At 67.0% G+C, this 21,587-nt stretch carries 25 protein-coding genes; 24 read left to right on the plus strand and 1 reads right to left on the minus strand.

What is annotated here, in order from left to right; all coding sequences use genetic code 11:
- The first annotated feature begins 14 nt into the window (after positions 1–14).
- Both OH799_RS11285 and OH799_RS11290 read left to right on the plus strand, forming a co-directional pair.
- Positions 15–809, plus strand: a complete 795-nt coding sequence (locus OH799_RS11285) for a hypothetical protein (protein ID WP_406278972.1) — start codon at positions 15–17, stop codon at positions 807–809.
- Between the two features lie 251 nt (positions 810–1,060).
- A complete protein-coding gene (locus OH799_RS11290) occupies positions 1,061–1,255 on the plus strand; it encodes a hypothetical protein (protein ID WP_406278975.1) in 195 nt (64 codons plus the stop codon).
- A gap of 35 nt (positions 1,256–1,290) precedes the next feature.
- Here the strand turns inward: OH799_RS11290 and OH799_RS11295 are convergent, their stop codons facing one another.
- Positions 1,291–2,346, minus strand: coding sequence for an SAVED domain-containing protein (locus OH799_RS11295; RefSeq protein ID WP_406278978.1), 1,056 nt, complete (start codon positions 2,344–2,346; stop codon positions 1,291–1,293).
- Between the two features lie 225 nt (positions 2,347–2,571).
- Here OH799_RS11295 and OH799_RS11300 point away from each other — a divergent pair, with 225 nt between their 5' ends.
- From OH799_RS11300 to OH799_RS11405, 22 genes are all read left to right on the plus strand, one after another.
- A complete protein-coding gene (locus OH799_RS11300) occupies positions 2,572–3,537 on the plus strand; it encodes a nucleotidyltransferase (RefSeq protein ID WP_406278981.1) in 966 nt (321 codons plus the stop codon).
- On the plus strand, positions 3,534–4,145 hold the full coding sequence (locus OH799_RS11305; protein WP_406278984.1) for a hypothetical protein: 612 nt from the start codon (positions 3,534–3,536) through the stop codon (positions 4,143–4,145). Before OH799_RS11300 ends, OH799_RS11305 begins: the two co-directional genes overlap by 4 nt.
- Positions 4,111–5,439 carry a HesA/MoeB/ThiF family protein gene (locus OH799_RS11310; protein ID WP_406278987.1) on the plus strand — a complete coding sequence of 443 codons (1,329 nt, stop codon included), beginning with the start codon at positions 4,111–4,113 and terminating at the stop codon, positions 5,437–5,439. The genes OH799_RS11305 and OH799_RS11310 overlap by 35 nt, the downstream gene beginning before the upstream one ends.
- The gene (locus tag OH799_RS11315) at positions 5,436–5,900 is read left to right on the plus strand and encodes a Mov34/MPN/PAD-1 family protein (protein ID WP_406278990.1); all 465 of its coding nucleotides are present in this window, start codon (positions 5,436–5,438) and stop codon (positions 5,898–5,900) included. The genes OH799_RS11310 and OH799_RS11315 overlap by 4 nt, the downstream gene beginning before the upstream one ends.
- A 545-nt stretch (positions 5,901–6,445) precedes the next feature.
- Positions 6,446–6,634, plus strand: coding sequence for a hypothetical protein (locus OH799_RS11320; protein WP_406278993.1), 189 nt, complete (start codon positions 6,446–6,448; stop codon positions 6,632–6,634).
- 96 nt (positions 6,635–6,730) lie between these two features.
- Complete coding sequence (locus tag OH799_RS11325) at positions 6,731–6,982, plus strand: hypothetical protein (RefSeq protein WP_406278996.1); 252 nt, start codon at positions 6,731–6,733, stop codon at positions 6,980–6,982.
- Positions 6,979–7,728, plus strand: coding sequence for a hypothetical protein (locus tag OH799_RS11330; protein WP_406278999.1), 750 nt, complete (start codon positions 6,979–6,981; stop codon positions 7,726–7,728). Before OH799_RS11325 ends, OH799_RS11330 begins: the two co-directional genes overlap by 4 nt.
- Before the next feature lie 80 nt (positions 7,729–7,808).
- Positions 7,809–9,236 carry a DUF3560 domain-containing protein gene (locus tag OH799_RS11335; protein WP_406279002.1) on the plus strand — a complete coding sequence of 476 codons (1,428 nt, stop codon included), beginning with the start codon at positions 7,809–7,811 and terminating at the stop codon, positions 9,234–9,236.
- Positions 9,237–9,314: 78 nt separating this feature from the next.
- Complete coding sequence (locus OH799_RS11340) at positions 9,315–9,458, plus strand: hypothetical protein (RefSeq protein ID WP_406279005.1); 144 nt, start codon at positions 9,315–9,317, stop codon at positions 9,456–9,458.
- Positions 9,455–9,736 carry a hypothetical protein gene (locus OH799_RS11345; RefSeq protein WP_406279008.1) on the plus strand — a complete coding sequence of 94 codons (282 nt, stop codon included), beginning with the start codon at positions 9,455–9,457 and terminating at the stop codon, positions 9,734–9,736. Before OH799_RS11340 ends, OH799_RS11345 begins: the two co-directional genes overlap by 4 nt.
- Positions 9,737–9,812: 76 nt before the next feature.
- Positions 9,813–10,640 carry a methyltransferase gene (locus tag OH799_RS11350; RefSeq protein ID WP_406279011.1) on the plus strand — a complete coding sequence of 276 codons (828 nt, stop codon included), beginning with the start codon at positions 9,813–9,815 and terminating at the stop codon, positions 10,638–10,640.
- A gap of 40 nt (positions 10,641–10,680) precedes the next feature.
- A complete protein-coding gene (locus OH799_RS11355) occupies positions 10,681–11,253 on the plus strand; it encodes a hypothetical protein (protein ID WP_406279014.1) in 573 nt (190 codons plus the stop codon).
- A 72-nt stretch (positions 11,254–11,325) separates the two neighbouring features.
- The gene (locus OH799_RS11360) at positions 11,326–12,564 is read left to right on the plus strand and encodes a hypothetical protein (RefSeq protein WP_406279017.1); all 1,239 of its coding nucleotides are present in this window, start codon (positions 11,326–11,328) and stop codon (positions 12,562–12,564) included.
- A 114-nt stretch (positions 12,565–12,678) separates the two neighbouring features.
- Positions 12,679–12,894: a hypothetical protein gene (locus OH799_RS11365; protein ID WP_406279020.1), complete on the plus strand. Its 216-nt coding sequence runs from the start codon at positions 12,679–12,681 to the stop codon at positions 12,892–12,894.
- A 143-nt stretch (positions 12,895–13,037) separates the two neighbouring features.
- On the plus strand, positions 13,038–14,861 hold the full coding sequence (locus OH799_RS11370; RefSeq protein WP_406279023.1) for a ParB/RepB/Spo0J family partition protein: 1,824 nt from the start codon (positions 13,038–13,040) through the stop codon (positions 14,859–14,861).
- Positions 14,862–14,973: 112 nt separating this feature from the next.
- Positions 14,974–15,834 carry a bifunctional DNA primase/polymerase gene (locus OH799_RS11375; protein ID WP_406279026.1) on the plus strand — a complete coding sequence of 287 codons (861 nt, stop codon included), beginning with the start codon at positions 14,974–14,976 and terminating at the stop codon, positions 15,832–15,834.
- 27 nt (positions 15,835–15,861) lie between these two features.
- Positions 15,862–16,170: a hypothetical protein gene (locus OH799_RS11380; protein WP_406279029.1), complete on the plus strand. Its 309-nt coding sequence runs from the start codon at positions 15,862–15,864 to the stop codon at positions 16,168–16,170.
- 462 nt (positions 16,171–16,632) lie between these two features.
- On the plus strand, positions 16,633–17,838 hold the full coding sequence (locus OH799_RS11385; RefSeq protein WP_406279031.1) for a DUF4192 domain-containing protein: 1,206 nt from the start codon (positions 16,633–16,635) through the stop codon (positions 17,836–17,838).
- Between the two features lie 178 nt (positions 17,839–18,016).
- Positions 18,017–18,163 carry a hypothetical protein gene (locus OH799_RS11390; protein ID WP_406279034.1) on the plus strand — a complete coding sequence of 49 codons (147 nt, stop codon included), beginning with the start codon at positions 18,017–18,019 and terminating at the stop codon, positions 18,161–18,163.
- Positions 18,164–18,379: 216 nt separating this feature from the next.
- The gene (locus OH799_RS11395) at positions 18,380–18,928 is read left to right on the plus strand and encodes a single-stranded DNA-binding protein (RefSeq protein ID WP_406279037.1); all 549 of its coding nucleotides are present in this window, start codon (positions 18,380–18,382) and stop codon (positions 18,926–18,928) included.
- Between the two features lie 117 nt (positions 18,929–19,045).
- Positions 19,046–19,630, plus strand: a complete 585-nt coding sequence (locus OH799_RS11400) for a hypothetical protein (protein WP_406279040.1) — start codon at positions 19,046–19,048, stop codon at positions 19,628–19,630.
- Positions 19,631–19,997: 367 nt separating this feature from the next.
- Positions 19,998–21,557 carry a hypothetical protein gene (locus tag OH799_RS11405; RefSeq protein WP_406279043.1) on the plus strand — a complete coding sequence of 520 codons (1,560 nt, stop codon included), beginning with the start codon at positions 19,998–20,000 and terminating at the stop codon, positions 21,555–21,557.
- Positions 21,558–21,587 lie beyond the last annotated feature (30 nt).

Genomic DNA, 21,587 nt, shown 5'->3' on the forward strand with positions numbered 1-21,587 from the left:
GCACCGCGCAGTAGATGTCGGCGCAGGTGCGCGAACTCGCGGACGGGCTGCCCTACGACGACAGGCTGTCGCACAACCCCGACGCATCGATCCCGGACACACCGATCGAGTTGCGGATGCTGCGCCGCACGCTCGCGATCGAGCTGGCCTACCGGCCAGGTGGACTTCTGGCCGCCAAACTCGCGCTGAAACACATCAGCGTGGTTACCACCGAGGGCTACGCCGGTCGCCCCGGCGGCGCCCAAGCGAAGTTCCTGGCCGAGGTCGGTGCCGAAGAGCAGAAACGTAACCTCGGGCTCCTGCTCGACGAAATCGACAACTACCAGCACGGCATCCGGCCCTCGGGCCCGCACGCCCGCGAGTTGATCGACTTCTTCGACACCGTCGACGGCAAACTCACCGACGAACAACGCACCGCCCCGAAGATCATCCTCAACGACCAGGAACTACGCCGGATGCTGGCCAAACGCGCCAACACCCTGCACCTCGGTGCAGCGAACTACTGCTGGTTCACCGACCCCGCCAAAGCCCTGTGCCTACGCCTGGCCGGCAATCCCTCCGTCGACCAACCACTGATCGGCATGTGCGACTCAGCCCGCTGCCCACAAGCCACCCACCACGCCCGCCACCGACCGATATGGCAACAAACAGTGCAGAACACGACAGTCTTCCTCGGCAACCTGGGCCGCGCCCAGAAGACCGAACAGACTCGGTTGGAAGCCCAGCGCGCCCGCGCGCTTCGGGTTCTGGCCGACATCGACGCTGCTGGCGCACCGACTCCAGCAGGTACCGCCGCGGAGGAGAACTGAGGTGGGCGGCTCACGGACGAGACCCGTACACAGAAAGAAGCGGCCATCCGGGCTGCGATGGACCGTCTGCTGCGCGGTGAGATCCCGCCCGGCGGCAAGTGTGACATTAAACTCTCGCCGCCTCCAGCGGTATCACCCGCGCCGCGCTCTACAGCACTTACCTGCACCTCAAGGAGGAATTCGAGCAACGCCGAGATCACCTGCGCATTACCGGGGTGATCTCTGACCCGCGTGACGCTCAAATCGAACGGTTGAAACAGCGGGTCGAGCACCTTGAGAAGCGGGTGGCCGTCGAGGAGCAACGCAACGCCGAACTGGCCACGTTCCGGGTTCAGGCCGTGTCACGACTGGCGGCCCAGTACGACGAGATCACTCGACTGCGTGGTGCGCTGTCCTCCACCACCAGCGCCGTCCGTAGATTCGTCAAACCGAACGCGGCGGGGTAGTTCGGCCCCTGCAACGACAGCGCCTGACGTTGCGCCTACGACGGGAATGGCTCGTATGTGCTGGTTACCGTGTTGTAGGACAGCGCTGTCCACCGGTTTCGGTCTGCGGCTGCCAAGCGCGCACCGAGGGCGACCGAGATTGCTACCGGACCGCTCAGGTAGATCGCGTGTTGTGAATTCCGCGCACCGACGGGCAGGGCGGCGTCACGCCAGACCTGGCAGATCTGGTCGGTGACGGCGGTGAAGGCCTTCTTCGTCTCCGGAAGGGTCGGGTTCGTGTGACTGAGCAGCAGGAGGGTTCCGATGCCGCGGTTGCTGCAGTCGTTGAGAACCTGGTCGTGGAAACTGGTGCCGCGTCCCTGCAAATCGAGCGCCAATGCGACACGTGAAGGGTCGCCGCCGGGCACGGTTTCGAGGGGAGCGACGGTGAGAATTTGTTTGCGGTTTCGGCTGGCACGTAGGCCGGTGGCGTGGAAGTAGGCGGGGTTCCCGTTGCCTTGGCGGACGGAGTAGACCGCGATTTCGCGGGAGTGGGTGTGGCCCAAACGGGCTCCGTACCAGAACGCGATCTGTAACCGCATGGTCGGAATGAGGTTGATTCGGGCGGCATCCGGCGTCAGACGCTGGGCGGTGATGATCGCCTGTAGGGTCTCCTCGACCAATGCTTTCATCAATACCAGTCGTTGTGGCTGATCGGCGGGGAGGTCAACGGCGGCTTTGAGGGTCAGCACGCATTCCTGGCTGCTGAATGCTTCGGCCTGCTGCTCTCGCTGCCGTGCGGTCGCGAGATTGTCGGCCGCGGTGATGACGATCCCGACCTGTGATCGGCGGCGGTGCCACGCCCTCTGCCAGAACCCCGCGATGATGACCTTGGTGCCTGCTGCCAATGCGAGGACGAACCATATGCGGCCCTTGGGCTCGTCCGTCATGAACGACTTGGCGGCTTCGACGGCGAAACCGCCAGCGACCAGCCCGCCGATGCTGATCAGCGCCGAGCCATCGGCGATCAGCGCCCCTAAACCGCCACCACCCAGGGGCGAACCAGCAGCGGAGACCGTCATCCGCGGCATCTCGTGATTCGGAACTGGCACGTCTCAACTCATCTCATCGCAAGACCACAAACAGTGGCCGACAACCGGCGCCACGCTACTGGACGGCGTCCCACCTTTCTCGCGATTTCCCGAACAGGCCCTGTCGCCGCCTACCCCAACCCACCTGCGGCGTCAGGGTCGTGCCCCTCGTTGTCGCTGCCCGGCTCTGTCGGTGGCATCGGCTAGGTTTTGCACGAGTTCGTCGGCAACGGATCGGAGCACAACGTGAGCGTGGCTACTGCTTTCGCGGCATTCCAGCAGATCGTGAACGCAGATATCGAGGATGTGCGCCAAGCGCGCGCCCGCCGCGACCTATTCAAGAAAGCCTTTCGACCCGAGCCCGACATCCTCGAAGTCGTTCCCTCCGGCTCGCTGGCACGCGGCACGAACAAAGACCCCATCCACGATGTCGACGTCATCCTGATCTTCGATCCTGCCAAACATCCTGGCTGGGGCGAACCGGGACAGTCAGCCGCCGACTGCCTCGACTACACCCGGACCAGGGTCAATGCACTTCTCGGCGCCACGAACGGGACGGTGGCGACCGCAGTGCGTCTCGCGCGTTGGCGCAACCACGCCGTGAAATGCTTTCTCGATGATCCCGAGGATCCCGATGCGTTTACTGTCGACGCCATGCCGGCATTTCGGCGTGACGGCATGCTGTTCGTTCCAGAGGCGACCTCCGAGGAGTGGATATACTGCCATCCCGAGTATCTGATCGCAGAGACAGCGGCCAGACACGCGGAATGGAACAAGTTCGCGGGCACTGTCCGGATGCTGAAGAAGTGGGCAGCGGACCAGGACATCAAGATTAAGTCTTTGGTGATGGAAGTCCTGGCCCTGCAACATCTCCCGCTCGGATCGACCCAGTCCGCCGCGGTGAAGCAGTTCTTCGTCTCGGCCAGCTATTTCATCGACGGACGTAGCGAAGTCACCGATCCCGCGAACGTCTGCGGTCCGATTCAGTCCGATCTCGACTACTCGGAGTTCGCGGCCCGGCTCGCCGACGCCCGCGACAATGCGGTAGCCGCGGCGCAGGCCCAAGGCAACAATGATGCGAACTCGGCAATTCTTCATTGGGGCGCTGTCTTCGGGTCCGATTTTCCCGCACCTACCGCCTCAGACGGGAGTCCACTGCCCGCTGCAATCCCTGCCGGCCCCCGTCCTGTGAAGGACACTCCACAGGGATGACGCCCCGCATGACCACCGCCGCGCCGGACCGCGACCGAACGACCACACCGATTCTGTGGGTCGATGCCGAACCCGATCGCTTGCAACGGGATCTGACCGAGGTGGCAGACTTCGCGCCCGATCTCATGTACTACCCGCCCAACTCGGACAGCAGGATCCCGCATGGTGGTTGGAAGGGGGAACTACCGCGATGGCCTTTCGATCGGCCGGTCCCTGAGGGCTTGGACGCTTTGATCGGTGCGGCCGGGCTACCGGTGGAGGTTGTATATCGTGCGGCGTATCCGATGGTGCCGCCGATCATCTACCCTCTCGACCCGGTTCCAACGTTCGAGGAGTGGACCCAGACCACATGGCATGTCGCTCCAGGAGGATCACTGTGCCTGCTGAGATCGGTCGGAGCGTGGCTGCCCGAAGCGAGTATCACCGAACTCCTTGCGAAAGCAGCGGGCTGGCGAATCGAGTACGCACTGATGAAAGCCGGTGTGATCGACCAGATGTCGGTCAACGGCATCGTGTCCGACCCAGCACACGACCACCTCATCGCCCGAGCCGCGTCCCGGCAAACCGACCTCGATGAAGAAGACCACGATGCCGATGGACCGCATTAACCCGTTCATCGTCTTGCCCCGCGGCGGGGCGAGGCTCATAGCGGACTCCACCATCGCAGCCGGTGACATCACCTTCCGCTATGCGTCAGCGTCGGATACCTACGTCGTCGACAGCGTCGAATATGCTCGCCACAATCGAATCCAGGCCGACATCCCCCGCGACTACACCACACTGCGATCGACTGAGACCCGATACGCTGGACAATGGATGAACAAGGCAGGCACCGACATTCATCTCCATCATCTCGCCGTGCTGCGCCGCCCAGGTACCGCGATCCCATTCGAAACCTTCCGCACGATGGTGCCAGGCGTGAGGGATCCAAGCACTGGCCGCGGATTGTTGATCACCTACGATCCCGATCTCGACCCGCAATTGCGTGCGGCGGGAGCAGCAGAATTCGCTGGATGGCTAATCAAGCGCGACGGCGTACGACCCATCCAACTCGCCGTCGAACCGGCGATCCTCGGTATCGCGCAGCTTCGAGACAACTGGCCCGTGGACCCGCTCGCACGCACGTCGGTCATGCTGGTCGGGTGTGGAAGCATCGGAGGTGCGACTGCACAAGCTCTCGCCGCGTACGGCATCGGCGACCTGCACCTGGTGGACCCTGACCGCTTCCTGTGGCACAACATCGTTCGACACGTTCTCGGCCCCGAAAGCGTGAGCCGCTACAAAGTCGATGCCCTCAAAACCCTGCATGAACAACGATGGCCGCAGCAGAACGTCACCGCCCACCGGCGCGACGTCGTCGACGAAGCCCACCACATACGCTCTCTGATCGACACAGTCGACATGGTGGTCTGCACAGCTGACGGCATCGCACCACGACGCGTCGTCAGCCACCTCGCACGCCGAGCGAACAAACCCGCCGTCCTGGCCTGCGTACTCGACCACGGCTCGCTCGGTGAAATCCTGCGGCTGCGACCAACACCCCGCTTCGGATGCCTGCTGTGTTCACGACAGCACCTCGCAAGTCTCGGGGCCATCGACACCGAAGCCGACCAGGAACTCGACTACGGCACCGGCAATACCCACCAACCGATGACCGCGATCCCCCCGGATCTGCACCTCGTAGGCACCCTGGCAGCCAAGATCGCGGTGGCGACCATCCTCGAATCCCGACACGGCGACCACACCCAACGCCTCCCCGGAGAACACGCCATCGTAGGGCTACATCCCGCAAACCACCTGACAGCGCCATTCGATCTCACCCACACGACCGAAATCCGCTGGGCCACGATCCCACCACCGCGCGCCAAGTGCCCGACATGCAACCCGACCCCATTCCAATGACGTACCGGATCACCAACACCGCCCTCGAGACCATCGCGAACACAGCCCAGCAGTCCCTCGACGGCCTCGAAACCGGCGGCATCCTCCTCGGAACCGACCACGGCGGCGATATCCTCATTACCAGCGCAGGCACTCCAGGCCCCAAGGCACGCAGAGCGTCCCATTCTTTCCACCGCGATCTCGACCACGCCAACCAACTCGCCACCCTCGCGTGGCAGACCGATGGCAGCCAATGGATCGGAGAATGGCATACGCATCCTTCCCGAGACCTGACACCCAGCGAACTCGATCTGACCTCCTACTTACGCCACGTCCACGACCCCGAACTTCGTCTCGACCGGTTCATCGCGATCATCGTCGGACTGACCGCACAACAGAAGGTACGGATGCAGACCTGGATCGTCACCCGAACACACGTCCGTCCAGCATCTCTACTGATCCCCAAAGCGGACCCGCGCTGAACCGCGCCACCACCAGCCCGACTCCAGCGAGTGAGGACAGTATGAAGTTGCGCACACTGGCTCACCCTGAAACGAGACACGCGATCGTCCGATCTTCCATCGTGGCCGACCAGCGCCAAAGCGCGGTACCAGGACACATACTCATCTAGACACGGTCACTGCGACGAGAAAATGTCGTTTCGTGTCGGTGCCGAGCTGGCCCGACCAGCTCGCCCGATACCGGGCCGCGCCCGGGGAAGCGTACAAACACCTGGTCGACGAATTCGTCACCTTCGCGTTGAACCACCGCTCCGGCCTGTTCGGGCCCGGCAAGTCGCTGCGAGACCGGCTACGTGCTGACGGTGCTCACGAGGTTCACGCCCTCGCCGATGCCGCCCTCGATACGTGTGGGTGGGCGTGTGGCGTTGCTATACGGCTCCCGCCAACGCGTGGCGGTCCATCCAGATCGTGCACCGCGGCGATCACGCCCGAACCGGCGCGTTCGTCGCCGGGCTGGCCGAGTATCTACAGCTGCCGCTACGAACCGACGGTGAGCACACCCGCCTGTGGCTGACCGCTGCGACCGAGGGCTACCCGCGTTGGAGGAGTTCTATGTCGCGGCACCTGATTCGGTCGCTGACAAGGCGCGCGGGAAGTTCGAGATCCGATGGCGTGGCCACGCCGATCCCACGCTGCTGGCACTCGAGGACACGGCTGAGACATTCATCCCCTCGGTCTCTCAGCGCGCCGCCTGACCCCGCTACGGCGTGTCCGGCCCTGCGAAGAACCCCCTGAACATCAACAGCGACACAACGCACCGCGCTCTTTCCCGGACAGGAGATTTCCCGATCATGGCTCGACCGAAAGTGATCATCGACTGCGTCGCCAGCCGCTACCAAGGCCCCGACGAACGAATCGTCGAGATCAGTCACGCCTGCGGTGGCGCACTGATCAGCATCCGCGCCACCAGCATCGGCCGACTGGTCATCGACCTGTACCGACTCGATGACACCGTCGACGTCCACGCACCCGACCGCGGCAACGCCCGTACGCCACGGCCACGCCGGAATATCAACTCACGCAAGAGAAGAGGCAATTCATGATCGCAATTTTCGAACTGATGAGCTGGCTGTCCGGTCTCGATTCGACTGGCTACGTCGGTGTCGATAAGGGCGCAGCGGCCCTGGTCGAGGTGCGGGATAACGGCCTCACCGCTGGCGCCTGTATCGAGGTCGGGGGACGCGACGAGGAAATCGATACCCGCACCGGCCAGACCGGATCCGCCGGGGTGACGGCTGGCCCGGCTCGAACGACCGCTGCGCCGGATCTGGCGGTGATCACGGTCGCGGACCTGCTGGAGATGGTCGGTGGCACGCTCACCCGCGCCGAACTCGAGCAGGTCCGCGCCCGGGTCAAGTGTTCGAGTATCGGTGACTCGCTCGGTGATGTGGTCTTCGGGGTGATCGAGGCGCGCCGCCGTGAACTCACCGATTCCGTACGGGCGTTCGGTGATACGAGCGCCTTCGCCGGCTGCCTCGGCCCGACACCTCTGGCGTCGGTGCCCGCCGAGCGGATCGGATCGATCCTCACCGCCATCGAAGCCATGACCGGACTGACACTGGTGCGGGTCCGTTGCGGCGAGGACGCCTGGCTGGGTGTCGAGGATCCCACCAGCGGCCGTCTTTTCGAGATCGACGACGTGTTCGACGCCTGGCTGCACGGTGCGGGCACCTCCCCGGGCTCGACCGTTCATTGGATCGGGCCTGTGGTCGACAGTTTCACCCGTGACGAACTGATCGAGACCGGGCCACACGACTATGTCCTGCCCGAGACCCCCGGGGCTCGCTGACCGGATCCACTGCGCACAGCAGCCAGCAGGCCAATACCCGTCAATTACATGCATAAATGCGCATATCTATACTAGGAGAGGTGGTGGTGACGGTGGTGGCGATTTCCCATACCGCCGAGGAAGGCACCGTGTTGGAGGGCACGGTCCGTGGCGACGGCACCTACGAGGTGATGGTGGGAATGAGAAAGGCTGTCGGGCATTGGCGGTGGGCTCGCAGCCTGGGCATGTGGATCGTGGTGTCCTCGCGTGATCGCCAGCCCAAGCAGTTCGCCATCGACGCCGCCGCGAAGGCGTTGCGGGAGGCCGGGTTCGAGGTCGAGGTCCGTATCGATCGCACCGCGCGCCCGACCCTGCATGCCGAAGCCGACCGCGCCGCACGCCAAGCCGACCGGGTACAGGCGTTGCAGGACAAGGCTGCCCGCAAGGACGCGAAAGCCGTCGCTGCCGACGCCGCGCACGAGCGTGCCTGCCAGGCGCTGCCGCCAGGCGGTGAGCCGGTAAAGATTGGCCACCATTCGGAGAACCGGCACCGGCGTGCGATCGAGAAGGCGGGGGATGCGCTGGGCCGGTCGGTGCAGGCCGACCGGGACGCCGAGCACGCGCACGATCGCGCTGACGCGGCCGCGCGAACCACCGATTGCCGCTACGGCCCGCGCGCCGTGGCGAATCGTATCGACACCCTCGAGGCCGAGCAACGCGGCGATCAACGCATCCTCGACGGTCACACCCGCGGGGTCTCCCGAACCGCCGACGGCGAGGTCCAGTACGCCGAAACCCACGCTCCCGCAACGGGTGAGTACCGGCAGCGAGTCCTCGACCGGATGACCCAGCGCGCCGGTGAGATCACCTACTGGAACCAGATCCGCAAACAACAGATCGCCGACGGCCTGACCCCCGGCTGGGGACCCGCCGATTTCAGCGTCGGCGACTTCGTCCGCGTCGGCGGCCTCACGTGGCGCCAAGTCACCCGCGTGAACAAGAAATCGGTGTCGGTGGTGAACCTTCCGCACCCGCGCCTACCGCTGCACACTATCGTCGGCAAGCAGACCTGCCGTCGCGAGGTCACCACTGACTACACCGTGCGCTATCACGAGATCACCGCTGTGATGACCGAAGCCGACGCACGCGACCGGTTCTCGGATATCTTCGATGACCTCGACGCGGGCACGCTGGCGCCGCGTCCGAAACGCCGCGGCGGGAAGACCAAACTCGACCACCACCGCAGCCCCCAGTCCGATCGCTGGTACTGGGAAATCGGCGGCCTGGAATACGTCGCTGTGTGGGCGCACCCGGACCGCTGGTATGCCACCCCACCAGAGCCGGTCACCGAGCTGGGGATGGTGCGGGTGAGCGCGCAGCGCCGCGAACCGGGCCGGTTACACGGTGAACCGATCGCACTGCCGGTCACCGACTTCGCGGTGTCCGGGCCGGTGTGCTGGCCCGAAGAAGTCCACAACCAGGTCCGTGCCATCGTCGAGGCCCGCACCTACCTGCCCGCCGCAGCCTGACAACCCTGCTCTCCACCGTCCCGCACCCGCATGGGGTGCGGGACGGGCTCGCCGATCCCAAGAAGGAGTTGTTCGCCCATGTCCGCACCCGAACCAGCCGCCGCGATCAGCGCCGCCGACTTTCTCGCCCAGCAATCCGCCACCCTGCCGCCGATCCGACGTGCCGAGCGGGCGGGGCCGATTTGTGGCGAGGTCGCCGCCGAACCCGGAGCAGGACAGTGAGCCGAGTACCGGAGTACGAGCAATACACCGCCGCGATGCGGAACCGGACCGCGGAGCTGTTGTGTTTCGAGGCCATCGGCTACGTGCGGGGCTGGTGCGACGCGCGCGGGGGCGGCGCGGGGGAGGCGATCGACTTCGGGCGTGCCTTCGCCGTACTCGTCGCCGCGGGTGGTTCGCGCCCGAATATCGCCGACGCCTGGACCAACTGGTGCCACGGCCGCCACATCGGCGCGGGCCCCGAGTTCACCGACACCCCACCCGCAACGATCCGCCCCTGAACCCGGCAGTCATTGCTTCTCGTTCGCCGAGTCCCCCATGGGCTCGGCGATTTTCGTATTCGGAGGTCATTTCGCTATGGGTAGACGTTCACGCGCTCAGGCCGCGGCGCACCGTGAGGCGGCCGGGTTGGTCGGTCTTCGCCGGGACTTGACCGAGGAAGAAAAGCTGTTCGTCCTCACCGCTTTCCAGGAGTCCACCAGCGCGACCCAGAGCCCGGACGGGGCGTTCTTAACCCCGCCCGGGTTGGCGCGCGACATGGCGATCGAGGTCGTCGGAACCCGCGTCATCGACCTCGGCGCGGGAATAGGGTCGCTGGCCTTCGCGTGCCGCAACCCGTACGGGCAAGCCGACGGCGACCCGGCGCGGGAGTTGGTGTGTGTCGAACGCAACCCGGAGTTCGTTCGGATCGGGATGAAGATCGTCCCGGAGGCGACGTGGGTGTGCGGCGACCTGCTCGAGGTGCACCGCAACCGGATTCGCCTATTCGACACCGCGGTCGCCAACCCACCATTCGGCGCACACGCTCACAGTGGCAACGCGCCCGGCTATCGGGGGTCGCGGTTCGAGTACCACGCGATCGCCCTCGCCGCCCATCTCGCTCGCCACGGCGTGTTCCTGATCCCGCAGCAGTCCGCGCCGCTCCGCTACAGCAGCCGACCCGTCATGGAACACCGCGCCGATGACGAGTGCCTCCGCTTCCAGTCCGGCACCGGGATCACCATGAAGCCCTCCTGCGGGATCGACACCAGCTACTACGCCGAGGATTGGCATCACCCGCCGGTCGTAACCGAGGTCGTCACTACCGACTTCGCCGACACCGCGATCGCGCGCCGCCGCCGCTCCCGCGCATCGGTCACCCAGATTGGGCAGCCCTTCACCCGCCCTATCCGGGCAGCCAGCTGACCACCCATCCCCTGTCTTCGAGAGGACACCCGGATCCGTCATGCCCGCAGCAGCTTTCGCCGTCAGCGCCTACACCAACTCCAGCGACTACGGATCCGCTTACACCCTGTTCGCCACCGACAACGCACCCCTGCGTGGGCAGGTGTTCGCCGACATGAGCGAACACAATCCGATAGTGGACGGGATCGCCGAGGCCCGGCCGATGGTGGTGCTGCGGTTCTTCGGTCTCGTCGTCGACGGTGAACGCTTCGGTAATCCCCGCATCACCGCCCGGTTCGAACCGGGCACGACCGGGCGCGGGGCCACCGCGCTGGTGTGTCTGGGCGAACCCGGCTACCTGGGAATTGACCTGGGGTATCCGCTGGCCACCGCAGACGCCGACATCCGTGAACTGGTCAGCGACACCGTCACCGAGATCACCGGTGAATTCCTCACTGATGACCGCGCCGCGCGGTACCGGCACTGGGCGGCCGAGCAGCGCCGCCAGCACGCCGCCCATGCCCTCGAGGCCATTCAAAGCCTCGAGCAACTCGCATTTCACCGCCACGCTACGGCCCGCGCCGAAGCCGACGCGTCGTGGGCGCTGGTGCAGGCCCTGCGCCCACAGCACTGAACCCCGAGGCGGGCGACGCCCACTCCCCTGCTCTGGGGTCCGTATCTGTCTGTTCGAAAGGAGTTCTGACTCATGTCGATCGCTACCTGTGTGCGTCACGCCGAACTCGGGGACCTGGTCGGGCTGCTGAATGCTCAGCAGGCCGCGAAGGTCGATGTCGTCGCCCTCGCGTCGGCGTTGCGTGCCAGTGATGGTCTGCTGCAGTTATCCGGGGTCGAGCCGGTCCTGGATGAGCGGGGATTCACCCTCGTCGACGGCCTCTACCGGCCGACCGCCGCCGCCGACTCGCACCTGGGGTCGAAGCTGAAGATCCCCGTCGGATATTTGAAGTGGCTGCGGGAGGAGTCCCGTACCGATCTCTACGACGCCAACGTCAATGGACTGCTGCATGGTTCTGAAGACCCGCGCCTGCCCGGCAGTGGTGATGACCGGTCGTTTCTGCTGCGCCTGTTCACCTCCGGTGTCCCGGACGAGCCCGGGATTCTGCGGGCGGTGTTGTCGGATCGCTACGGCATCATCGACAACCTCGACGTCCTCACCGCCGTGCTGGAGGGCATCCGCCAGGCCGATGCCGATGTGTCGGTGCGCTCCTGTGATCTGACCGAGTCGTCCATGCACTGCAAGGTGTACTCGCCGAAGGTGCGGGCGCTGGCACCGAGTTTCCTGGCGAACTATCGGACCCCGTTCGCCAACCCCGAGCTCGAGGCCGAACGCCGCCGCGCCGCGGGCGAACTGGAGCGGTGGCGCCCGGTCGCGGCCCGCGAAGGCCGCGGTTATCGGCCCGGTGCCGAGCCGATCGTGTTCGCCGGGTTCCGGTTCTCCAACTCCGAGATCGGCCATCACGCGGTCACGTTGAAACCGGAGCTGATGGTCGAGATCTGTGGCAACGGGCTCACCCTGCCGATGTTCGCCTACACCAAACGCCACATCGGGGACCGCCTCGAGGTCGGTGGTGTCGGCGGCTGGTCGCAGGACACCTACCGCAAACGCCTGGCGGTGATCACGGCCGAAACCCGCGACAAGGTCGCCGAATGGCTGTCCCTGGAGTTCCTGGCCGCCCGCATCACCGAGTTGGAACGTCACGCCGCCACGCCGGTCGCCCACCCCGAACGCACCATCGAAGTCGTCGCCAAGAAGTTGGGGTTCACCGAGGACGAACGCACCGGGATCCTCAGCCATTTCATCGCGGGCGGTCAGCTCACCGCTGCCGGCATCGCCAACGCCGTCACCAGCTACAGCCAAACCATCCCCGACGCCGACCGCGCCGACACCCTCGACGACCTCGCCCTGCAAGCGATGTCGCTGGTCTGAACCACCAGCGCGACGGCCCCTGGCACAACCCCCGACGCCTGGACGCCGTTGCTCTCCCTCATCCCATCCCTGTGGGCCCTCGCTGGCCCCGAGCCTCGAGGAGGTTGTTTCCGCATGCCCGAAACCCTGACCCTCATCCGCGCGGAGTTCGACACCGCCGAACATTTCGGTACAGCCGGGACCGTCACCGCCCTCGGTGAGAACACCGTCACCCGCTGGCACGAGCAGCACCCGGACTGGAAAGGCAAGCACTGGGGCTACAGCGGCCCCGACGACCACGGCGCGCGGTTCCTGCGCCCGATCAACGTTGCGCCCCGTTCCAAGAACTAGCCCTACAACCGGTTCCCCGCACCGTCGACCCCGGGGCGGGCGGTCCGCTACCACTCCACACCTCTCATATCCGCTCTCAGGTAGGCACCGGCCAGTCCAAAGCTGGCCGGTGCCTACCTGTTTCACGATAGGAGCACCCTTTGATGTCACACGAGACCGACACACCCACCGTCGAGGCCGACACCGACACCAACGACACCGCGCCAACCGAGACCAGCGACGGCGCCGCGGCAACCGACGCCAGCGACGTCGGCTCCGACACCGATAGCGCGGCGCCCGCGCCGGGTCGAGGGCCGACGAAAGATCCCGCGCTGCTCGATATCGACGAGAACGTGCGCAAGAACTTCCGGCTCGATGACCATCCCGATGTCACCGAGTCCATTCGTGAGCACGGCGTCAAGTCCCCGATCAAGGTGATCCGGATGCCCGACGGGCGCCTGGTCGTGCGGGACGGGCAGGTCCGCACCCTGACCGCGCTGGCCTTCGGCCAGACCGAGGTGCCGGTGTGGATCACCGACTTCGACCCTGCCGTGGACGCCGCTGAAGCAGAGATCGACCGGATCCTCGAGCAGATCACCGTCAACGACCGCCGCATCCCGCTCACCGACGGCGACCGCGCCGCCGGTATCGCGCTGGCCCTGGACCTCGGTGCCTCGGTCACCCGAGTCGGCAAAGCCCTGCAAACCAAACGCGACGATGTCAAACGCGCGGGCAAGATCGGCGCCTCCGCCACCGCACGCGGGTTGGTCGATGAGGGCCAGTACGACCTCGAGCAGGCCGCGGTCATCGGCGAATACGACACCCTCGGTGACACCGACGCCGTCGAGCGGCTCATGCGCGCCAACCGCAGCTGGTTCTCCTATGAGGCCAACCGGATCGCCGAGGATCGTGCCGAGGTGCGCGCCTACCTGGCCGCAGCGTTGCCGTATGCCGAGGCCGGGGTGGGGATCCTCACCGACTACCCCCACGACGAGCAATTCACCGACGACGGCCCGCTGGTGCTGGCGGCCGATCTGGTCGACGCCGACGGCGCCGCGGTCGACATCGACCACATCAACGCCAACCCCGGCTTCTGGTCGGTGTGGTTGGAAATCTCGGAGGACTTGGTGTGGGTCGAGGTCGACACCGGTGCTCTTGTCGATCCCGACACCGTGGACTGGGACACCCGCGACCATCCTGATGCCGAACCGGCCGAGGGGTTGCGCCATGCCCGCGAGGTGCAACAGCGCGAACACCTCCTTGCCGAGTACTTCCTGCCCCGCGATCTGCTGGAGGCGGCTGGTCTGCGTGAGCGCAAGCAAGACCCCGATACCGGTGCCGACGGCACCGACCCCAGCGATGCCGACCAGGGCGACCGCGACGGGCAGGGCGGTCACGGTGACGGGGACGAGCTCGCCGCCGCGCGTCGCACCGCCGCCGCGCAGGACGCCGCGCGCGCTGAGGCCGAGGCGCGGGAGCAGGAACGGATGGTCCGGCGTCGGGTGCGCGAGCTCAACAAGCAGGGGTTGGCGGCCAAGACCACCCGCACCGAGTTCGTGACGAGGCTGTTGACGCGCAAGACCTCACCGGCGCAGGCACCGGTGTTCCTGGCCCAGGCGCTGGTCTCCGACAGTGGGCTGCTCAGCGAATGCCACGCCTTCGGCACGGCAGTCGAGCTGCTGGGCATCAAGGGTTTCCGCGGCCGCGACGAGCTGCTGGCCGCCCTGGAGACGGCGAAACCGGCGCGCGCGCAGGTGATTGTGCTCGCGCTCGTGCTCGGTGCCTACGAAAGCCGCTGCGAGAAGACGCTGTGGCGCTACGCCGACCGCGGCGTGCGCCGCTACCTGGCGTTCCTGCGCGAGCTCGGCCACCCGCTCGTGCCCGTCGAGCTCGCCGCCCTCGGCGAGGTCAAATCCGACGACATCGACATCGACACCCCGAGCGCCGCCACCGAACCCGACGAGCCGCAGCAGGCCGAAGCCGCCTGACGACCTGTTCGACCACCCGGCATACCGGTGCGCGGCTTGTTCATTGCGGCCCGCGCACCGGCACACCCGAGGGTCGGGCGTCCTTCGAACATTGCTATGGAGGTGTCCTCTCGTGACCGCTGTCCTGGACCTGCGGGCGGTGGCTTTTGCTGCCGTCGCCCGCGGCTGGCCGGTGTTCCCGCTGCGCCCGGGTGGGAAGAAACCGGCGATCAAATGCTGGCCCGACCTGGCCAGTACCGACGAAGATCGCATCCACCGCTGGTGGGGCTACAACCCGCGCTACAACGTGGCGATCTTGACTGGCAGCCCTGCCGGGCTGCACGTGATCGATCTCGACGCGCGCCACATGACCCCGCCCGCGCTCGACCTCACCGCGGCCCTGGCCCGGCTCGCCGAGCACCTGTCCGAGCCAGCGCCACCGACACTGACCATCGCCACCCCCGGCGGCTGGCACTTGTTCTTCCGTGCTCCGAACGACCCGCCGTTGCGGTGCACAGTCGCACGCATCGGCGACGGTATCGATTCCCGCGGGCACGGCGGCTACATCGTCGCCCCCGGATCCCGGACACCCCACGGGGACTACACCATCGCCGAGAACCGGCCGGTCGCCGATCTTCCCGCCATGCTGATCCAACGGATCATCCCACCGCCCGCTCCGACACCGCCCCGTGGCCCGACGAGTTCGGTGGCAGTACATCCGGATTCGTATCTTGCGGCGATCCTGACCGGGGAAGCTGAGCGGGTCGCTCGCGCGAGAGTGCACCTGCGCAACCACACCCTGTTCCGCTCGGCGTTGGTCCTCGGGCGGCTCGTCGCCGCCGACGAAGTCAGCGAACACGACGCCCGCACCGTCCTCACCACCGCTGCCGCGACCCACATCGGTGTCGAGGGATTCACCGCCGAGGAAGTGCACCGCACCGTCAGCAACGCATTCCGCTACAGCCGCGCACGCCCCCGACGGCTGCGCCCGTAACCTCGCCATCGGATCAGGAGCCTCACCGTGCACGAGTACTACGTCCGCTGGGAGATCGACGTGAGCGCCGACGATCCCGTTTCGGCCGCCTTCGAGGCGTTCGATCTCTATCGCGCGCCCGACTCGAAAGCCACCGTCTTCGATGTCACCGAACCCGAAGGCCACACCTACCGCGTCGACCTCGACGACGACACGATCACAGCACACCTCATCAGGAAACCCGCGGGCCCACGACCGGTCGCGCGGCTGCTCAACCGGATACTGCCCACGCGAGTACGGCGCCGCGCCGCCGCCTGGTGCACCGAGAGCTTCACCGCCCTCCAGCATTCCTCGTGACCACTCCGAATCCCACCACGGCCGAATTCGCCCGCGTCCTGGTCGGTGTGGACAGAGTGGGCTGCGGACCCGCACGCCGACTTCCTCGCCTCCGATCACCATGCGCGGCGACCGTGATCGCCTCAGTGTCGGCGCGCCATGGTTCGACGCACTCGGCCACGACTCTGCTTCGCGTCCACACCGGACACCGTCCTGGGTCGGGTCGCCGTCGACACCGACAGCGAAGTCCGTATCGCCTGGAGAGGTGAGGGCCGCCCGCCGATCCTCACCACCGGTGGACCGAAACACCCTCCTGGGCCTGTACGCACCCCTGATCCGCCCTGCCGCCATGCCACTACGCGGCCAGCCACGGCATCGACACCAACCTGTCGCACCCCTTGAGCGGGGACAGGCCGGATTCGACACCGGCAACGCTCCGGGCGGCCCGCGCACAGCACTAACATCCGGAAAGGAGACGAAACTATGTCCGGCAACACCGACGACACCCCAACCCCAGCCAGCACAGAGACCACCTCAGCTCCTGATCGAGCACCCGAGGACCGCGCTCCAGCAGGGGCGCTTCATGTCGATGATCCGGGCGAATTGATTGTCGCGGTGCCCGCGATGGTCGGATTCGTGCCGGAGCGGTCGCTGGTGGTGGCCGTGCTGCGGGATTCCCCGAATCCGGGCCGCGGTCGGATCATCGACGCGGTGCTGCGCTTCGATCTGGACCAGAGCAGTCGCCATAGCCTGGCCGCCACGTACGCGCAGTGCGTGACACAGATCTGTGCCACGGAGGGCACGAGAGAGGTGCTCGCGGTGATCGTCGATGATCGGGTGCGCGAATCGCGCCGGACACGCGGACACGGCGCGGTGAGCGCCGGGCCGTGGGCCGCGCTCATCACCGCGTTCGCGCGGCAACTCGCACAGGAAGAAGTGTTCCTTGAGGGCGCGTGGGCCGTGCGCGCGATCGAGGCGGGCCAGCGGTGGTGGAGCCTGCTGGACGCAAATCATTTTGGGACGTTGCCGGATCCGGCAACGTCGCTGGTGACGGTGGCGCATGTGCTCGACGGGCGCCCGATCCGCGGCGCCCGATCGGAACTCACCGATCTGGTCGCCCCCGACGACGACCTGGTCGAGCGGGTGACGGCCCATCTCGACAGCGCCTACGCTCTCGCGCACGAACGCTACCTGGCGGCGGTCCGGCGCGGCGATCCCGACCGCTATCACCGGCGCACACTCGAACTCGTGCTGTGGCAGATCGCCGACACCGACTCCGGTAGGCCGCTCACCGCCCCGGAATGCGCGGAACTGGCTGCCGCATTGCGTCACCGGACCGTACGCGACTCGCTGTTCGCCTTGGCCGTCGGCGACCACGCCGCCGCCGCGGAAAACCTGTGGGCCGCACTCACGCGAGCACTGTCAGGCAGCGACCGTGCCGATGCTGCAACACTTCTGGGCTACAGCGCCTACATCAGCGGCGACGGCCCCCTGGCGGGTATCGCCCTACAGGCCGCCCTCGATGCCGACCCGGCCCATTCCATGGCGATCCTGCTGGAGACAGCGCTGCGCACCGGAATGCGCCCCGACACCCTGCGCCGATTGGCCTATCGCGGTCTGGGTATCGCCGCCGACCTCGGCACCGATCCGATGAGCCCTTCGGCTCCAGATCACACCACACTGTGGTGACCGATAGCGCCACCGAGTTCCTGGCGTCGATCCGAACGAACCTGCCCACTCTCGATGAGAACCGGTTCGGACCCTGATACACCGAAGCCCCAGCGCTGACGGAGATGCAGCCCGACCCGACCGCGCCCACGCCGCGGGCCTGATCAGTGCCACGGCATTCCTCGCAGGCGTTGGCGGGATGGCGGCCCTCGCCGTGCAGACCGCGCTCGCCAGCGATACGGGCCAGCACACCGCCATAGACACCGCGGTATCCGCCCGCACCTGCTGCGGCGTCTGGCTGTGGCTCGGGCGTCGCGGCGCCGCCGAACTCGGCGTCACGCTCTGACCCCACGATCACCGCAACCGGTGATGCCGCTTGTCGCTACAGAAGTGTCGCGCTGCGGCACCGAGTCACCAGCGAGGACCGTGCCCACGCGGTCACCACCGTCACCGCGTGCTGCTCGACGCCGTCGACCCCGTGACCCCCACAACAACACCACCGACCACCCGCACTGCGTGGTTGGCATCCCATATCCCCGCCGAATAGTGAAGGAGCACAAACATGGCCGGAGACACCACTATCACCGTGATAGGCAACCTGACCGCCGATCCGGAACTTCGTTTCACCCCGAATGGTGTGGCGGTCACGAATTTCACCGTCGCCTCCACACCCCGCTATCAGGACCGTAACACCAGCGAGTGGAAAGACGGCGAGGCGTTGTTCCTGCGCTGCAACATTTGGCGCGAGGCTGCGGAGAACGCCGCGGAGAGCTTGACCAGGGGCTCGCGCGTGATTGTAACTGGCCGCCTGAAGCAGCGCCGCTGGCAGACCCCCGACGGTCAGAACCGCACCGTCGTCGAGCTCGAAGTAGACGAACTCGGCCCGTCGCTGCGCTACGCCACCGCCAAGCCCAACCGTGTCAAACGCGGCACCAATGGCGACAACGGCTTCGGGTCCTCGTCCGGTCGCCCGAATTCCGATGACCGGCAGGAATTGGTCGGCGCGGCAGTGGGCACCGGCAACCGCAGTGGCGGGGCCGACGACCCGTGGGCGGTGAACGGCGCGGGCTCCTTCGGCGGTGGATCCGGCAACACGGAGCCACCGTTCTGACACCGCGCGTCTACGTGAACAGCGGTGCCCGGCGCGGATTGTCGCTGCCGGGCACCGCTGTGCCGCCAGCTCGACCCCGGCCTCGTCCACTCCCACCTCACATGATCAGGAGCCGATGTGACTTCATCTCACACCACGATAGCGTTGACCCCGTTCGTGATCGAACTCGCCGCGCTCGAAGAGTTGGTCGACACCAACCCTCATCGAGCCCGCGCCACCTTCCGGGAAGCGTTGCACGCCATCACCCCCGCCGAATGGGCGTTGCTCGGTCTTATCCACCGTTCCTTTGCCCACAGCCCGAAATCGGCGTTAGCGCGGGTGGTCTCGATCGCCAGCGCCCGCCTCGGCACACCTGAGGTCGACGACAGCGACCGCACTGATACCGATTCCCGCGCGAGCCTGTACGCGCTGGCCGACGCCGCCGAGATCCCGGCAGAAGTCGAACTCGGCCCGTGGGTGCGGACCCCGGTCCGCGAACTGGCCGATGAGCCGCGCATGCATGCGATCCCGACCGCAGCCACCGACGCCATCCGCATGATCCCGGACGCCCTCGCGCGTCGCCGCGCTCGCCATGCACCCCGCCCGGTCGCAGCCGTGGTGCTGCGGCATCGTGCCCGCGACGAACGCAGCGCCGCACGTCGCCGCCGCGCCGAGGCCGAGGCCGACGCCTACTTCGCGGACCGTCCGCTGTTGGTGGCTTGAGGCCTGTCTCGCGCAGGAGAGCAGAAGAAGAGGGCAGGTGGGGTGTCCGGGGTGTTCGTCTGGTCGGGCGCCCCGCCTGACTGAAGGGCTACCAGGGTGGTGACCGCCGCGCTCTGCGGGCCCGCGCCCGTGCGTGCACGAATTCCCCCTGGCGCGACGACCACTGCGATGGTGCGGGTCGGGTGGTGTGCGCGGGAAATTCGCGCCCACCCGAGGTTGGCGCGTTCCCTCCGGCGCGTCGGTCACCACCCTGGTCGATCGCCCTTCAGGCGGGTCACCCGACCAGCCGCCCGCCCCTCGTGTTGCGAAAAGCGCACGCGATTCCCGGGGTGGGTTTCTTCTTTCCTCGCGAGACAGGACATTCGTCATGCCCAGTGCTTTCCACGATGCTCTGTTCGACCTGCATTGCCTGCACCTCAACAACCCGCGCGCCGCGCGCACGCTGTTCCCCGACGTGCTGGCCCTCGCCACACCGGACGAGCGTGCTTTCCTCGATGAGCTCGCCGACACCTTCACTCGCTATCCGTTCGAGACCGCGCACAAGCGGTTGGACGCGTTGTGGAAGGCGGCCGATCCCGAACGTCGGGAGCTGATCAACGCCTGCGCCCCCGACACCGATCCCGGGCTGTATCACCGCGAGTTGCCGGGGATCTTCGAGGTCTCTCTCGCCGCCGCTGAACTCCCGCCGATGCCGGTGCGCGACCGCTACCGGCCACTCGTCACCCAGCGTGCCCCCTCGCGGGCCACCGACGAAGCCCGCAACACCCCCGACCAGATCGCCGCGCGCGCCAAGGCACGCCCGACGTCCATACCCGGGGATCACCGCAGCCACGTGCTCGCCTACGCACTGGCCACCGACGCCCTCGTCACCGGCTATGTGACCAGTGCCCTGTTCACCGACGGTTCGACCATCCCCGACCCGCACGCCCAACCCGAACCACCGCTGCATGGCGACGCCACCCCGGTCGACCCGGAGCAGCGGCAGCCTCGTGGCCGCCTCACCCGGGATTACGCTGAAGCCACCGAGCTGTGGGCCCGCGCCTACCTCAACTACGTCGCCGACCAGTACGACGACGAGCACCGTGCCACCTGGGACGCCCAGCGCCATCGTGATGCCGGGCACGCCGGCGACGGCGCGCAGGCGCTGGCCGAACGCGCCCGCGACTACCTCGACACCCACGACGACACCGCGCTGCGCGCTCGACACGCCCGCCGACGCCGTCCCGCAGGTGCGCCGCGGCGGCGCAGTCGGATCACCGAGGCCGAGGCCGCAGCGTTCGCCGCGGCCCGCACCGGACTGCGGGTGCACGACGACGCGCGACCCGAGATCCCGAACCAGGGCAACGGCCTCGACTACGACGACGCCGCGATGGTCCCGGTCATGGGATGGCGGTGCGTGTCCTGCTTCATCGAACGCGCCATGACCGACCAGCGACCCATCCACGCCCGCGACGGACGGCTGGTCTCCGACGACGGGCTCTGCGACTACTGCCGCGCCGACCGACGGCCGGGGATCGCGCCGCTGCCCGAGAGGTTCACCGTCGAGGACTTCGTGGTCTCGCGCTGTGAATTCCTCGCCGCCACCTACCCCGCGACCGCACACGCCCAGATCGCCGAAGTCTGGCACCGGGCGGCACCGCATCCGATCTGCCGCCACATCACGCGCTTCCTCGCCACCCATCCCGACCTCACCCCCAACCCGGCCAAGCCGCTCCAGCGCGCCGCCGAGGTCGCCGCCGCTGACGCGGCACCGCGGCACCGCGCCGCCGCGCCGAAGAGGCGGGCGAAGTTGAGAGCCGATCAGCGCCACGGCCGCTGCGATGGCTGCACCACCTACACCGTCGTCCACGCCGACAACTACTGCCTCACCTGTCGGATCGACCTCGGCCTCACCCCCGCCCGCCCCCGTCAGTCGCAGGCGGCCTGACCCCACATCTCGCGTCACCCCCTGATCGCC

Source organism: Nocardia sp. NBC_00881, from assembly GCF_045207455.1.
Lineage (GTDB): Bacteria > Actinomycetota > Actinomycetes > Mycobacteriales > Mycobacteriaceae > Nocardia.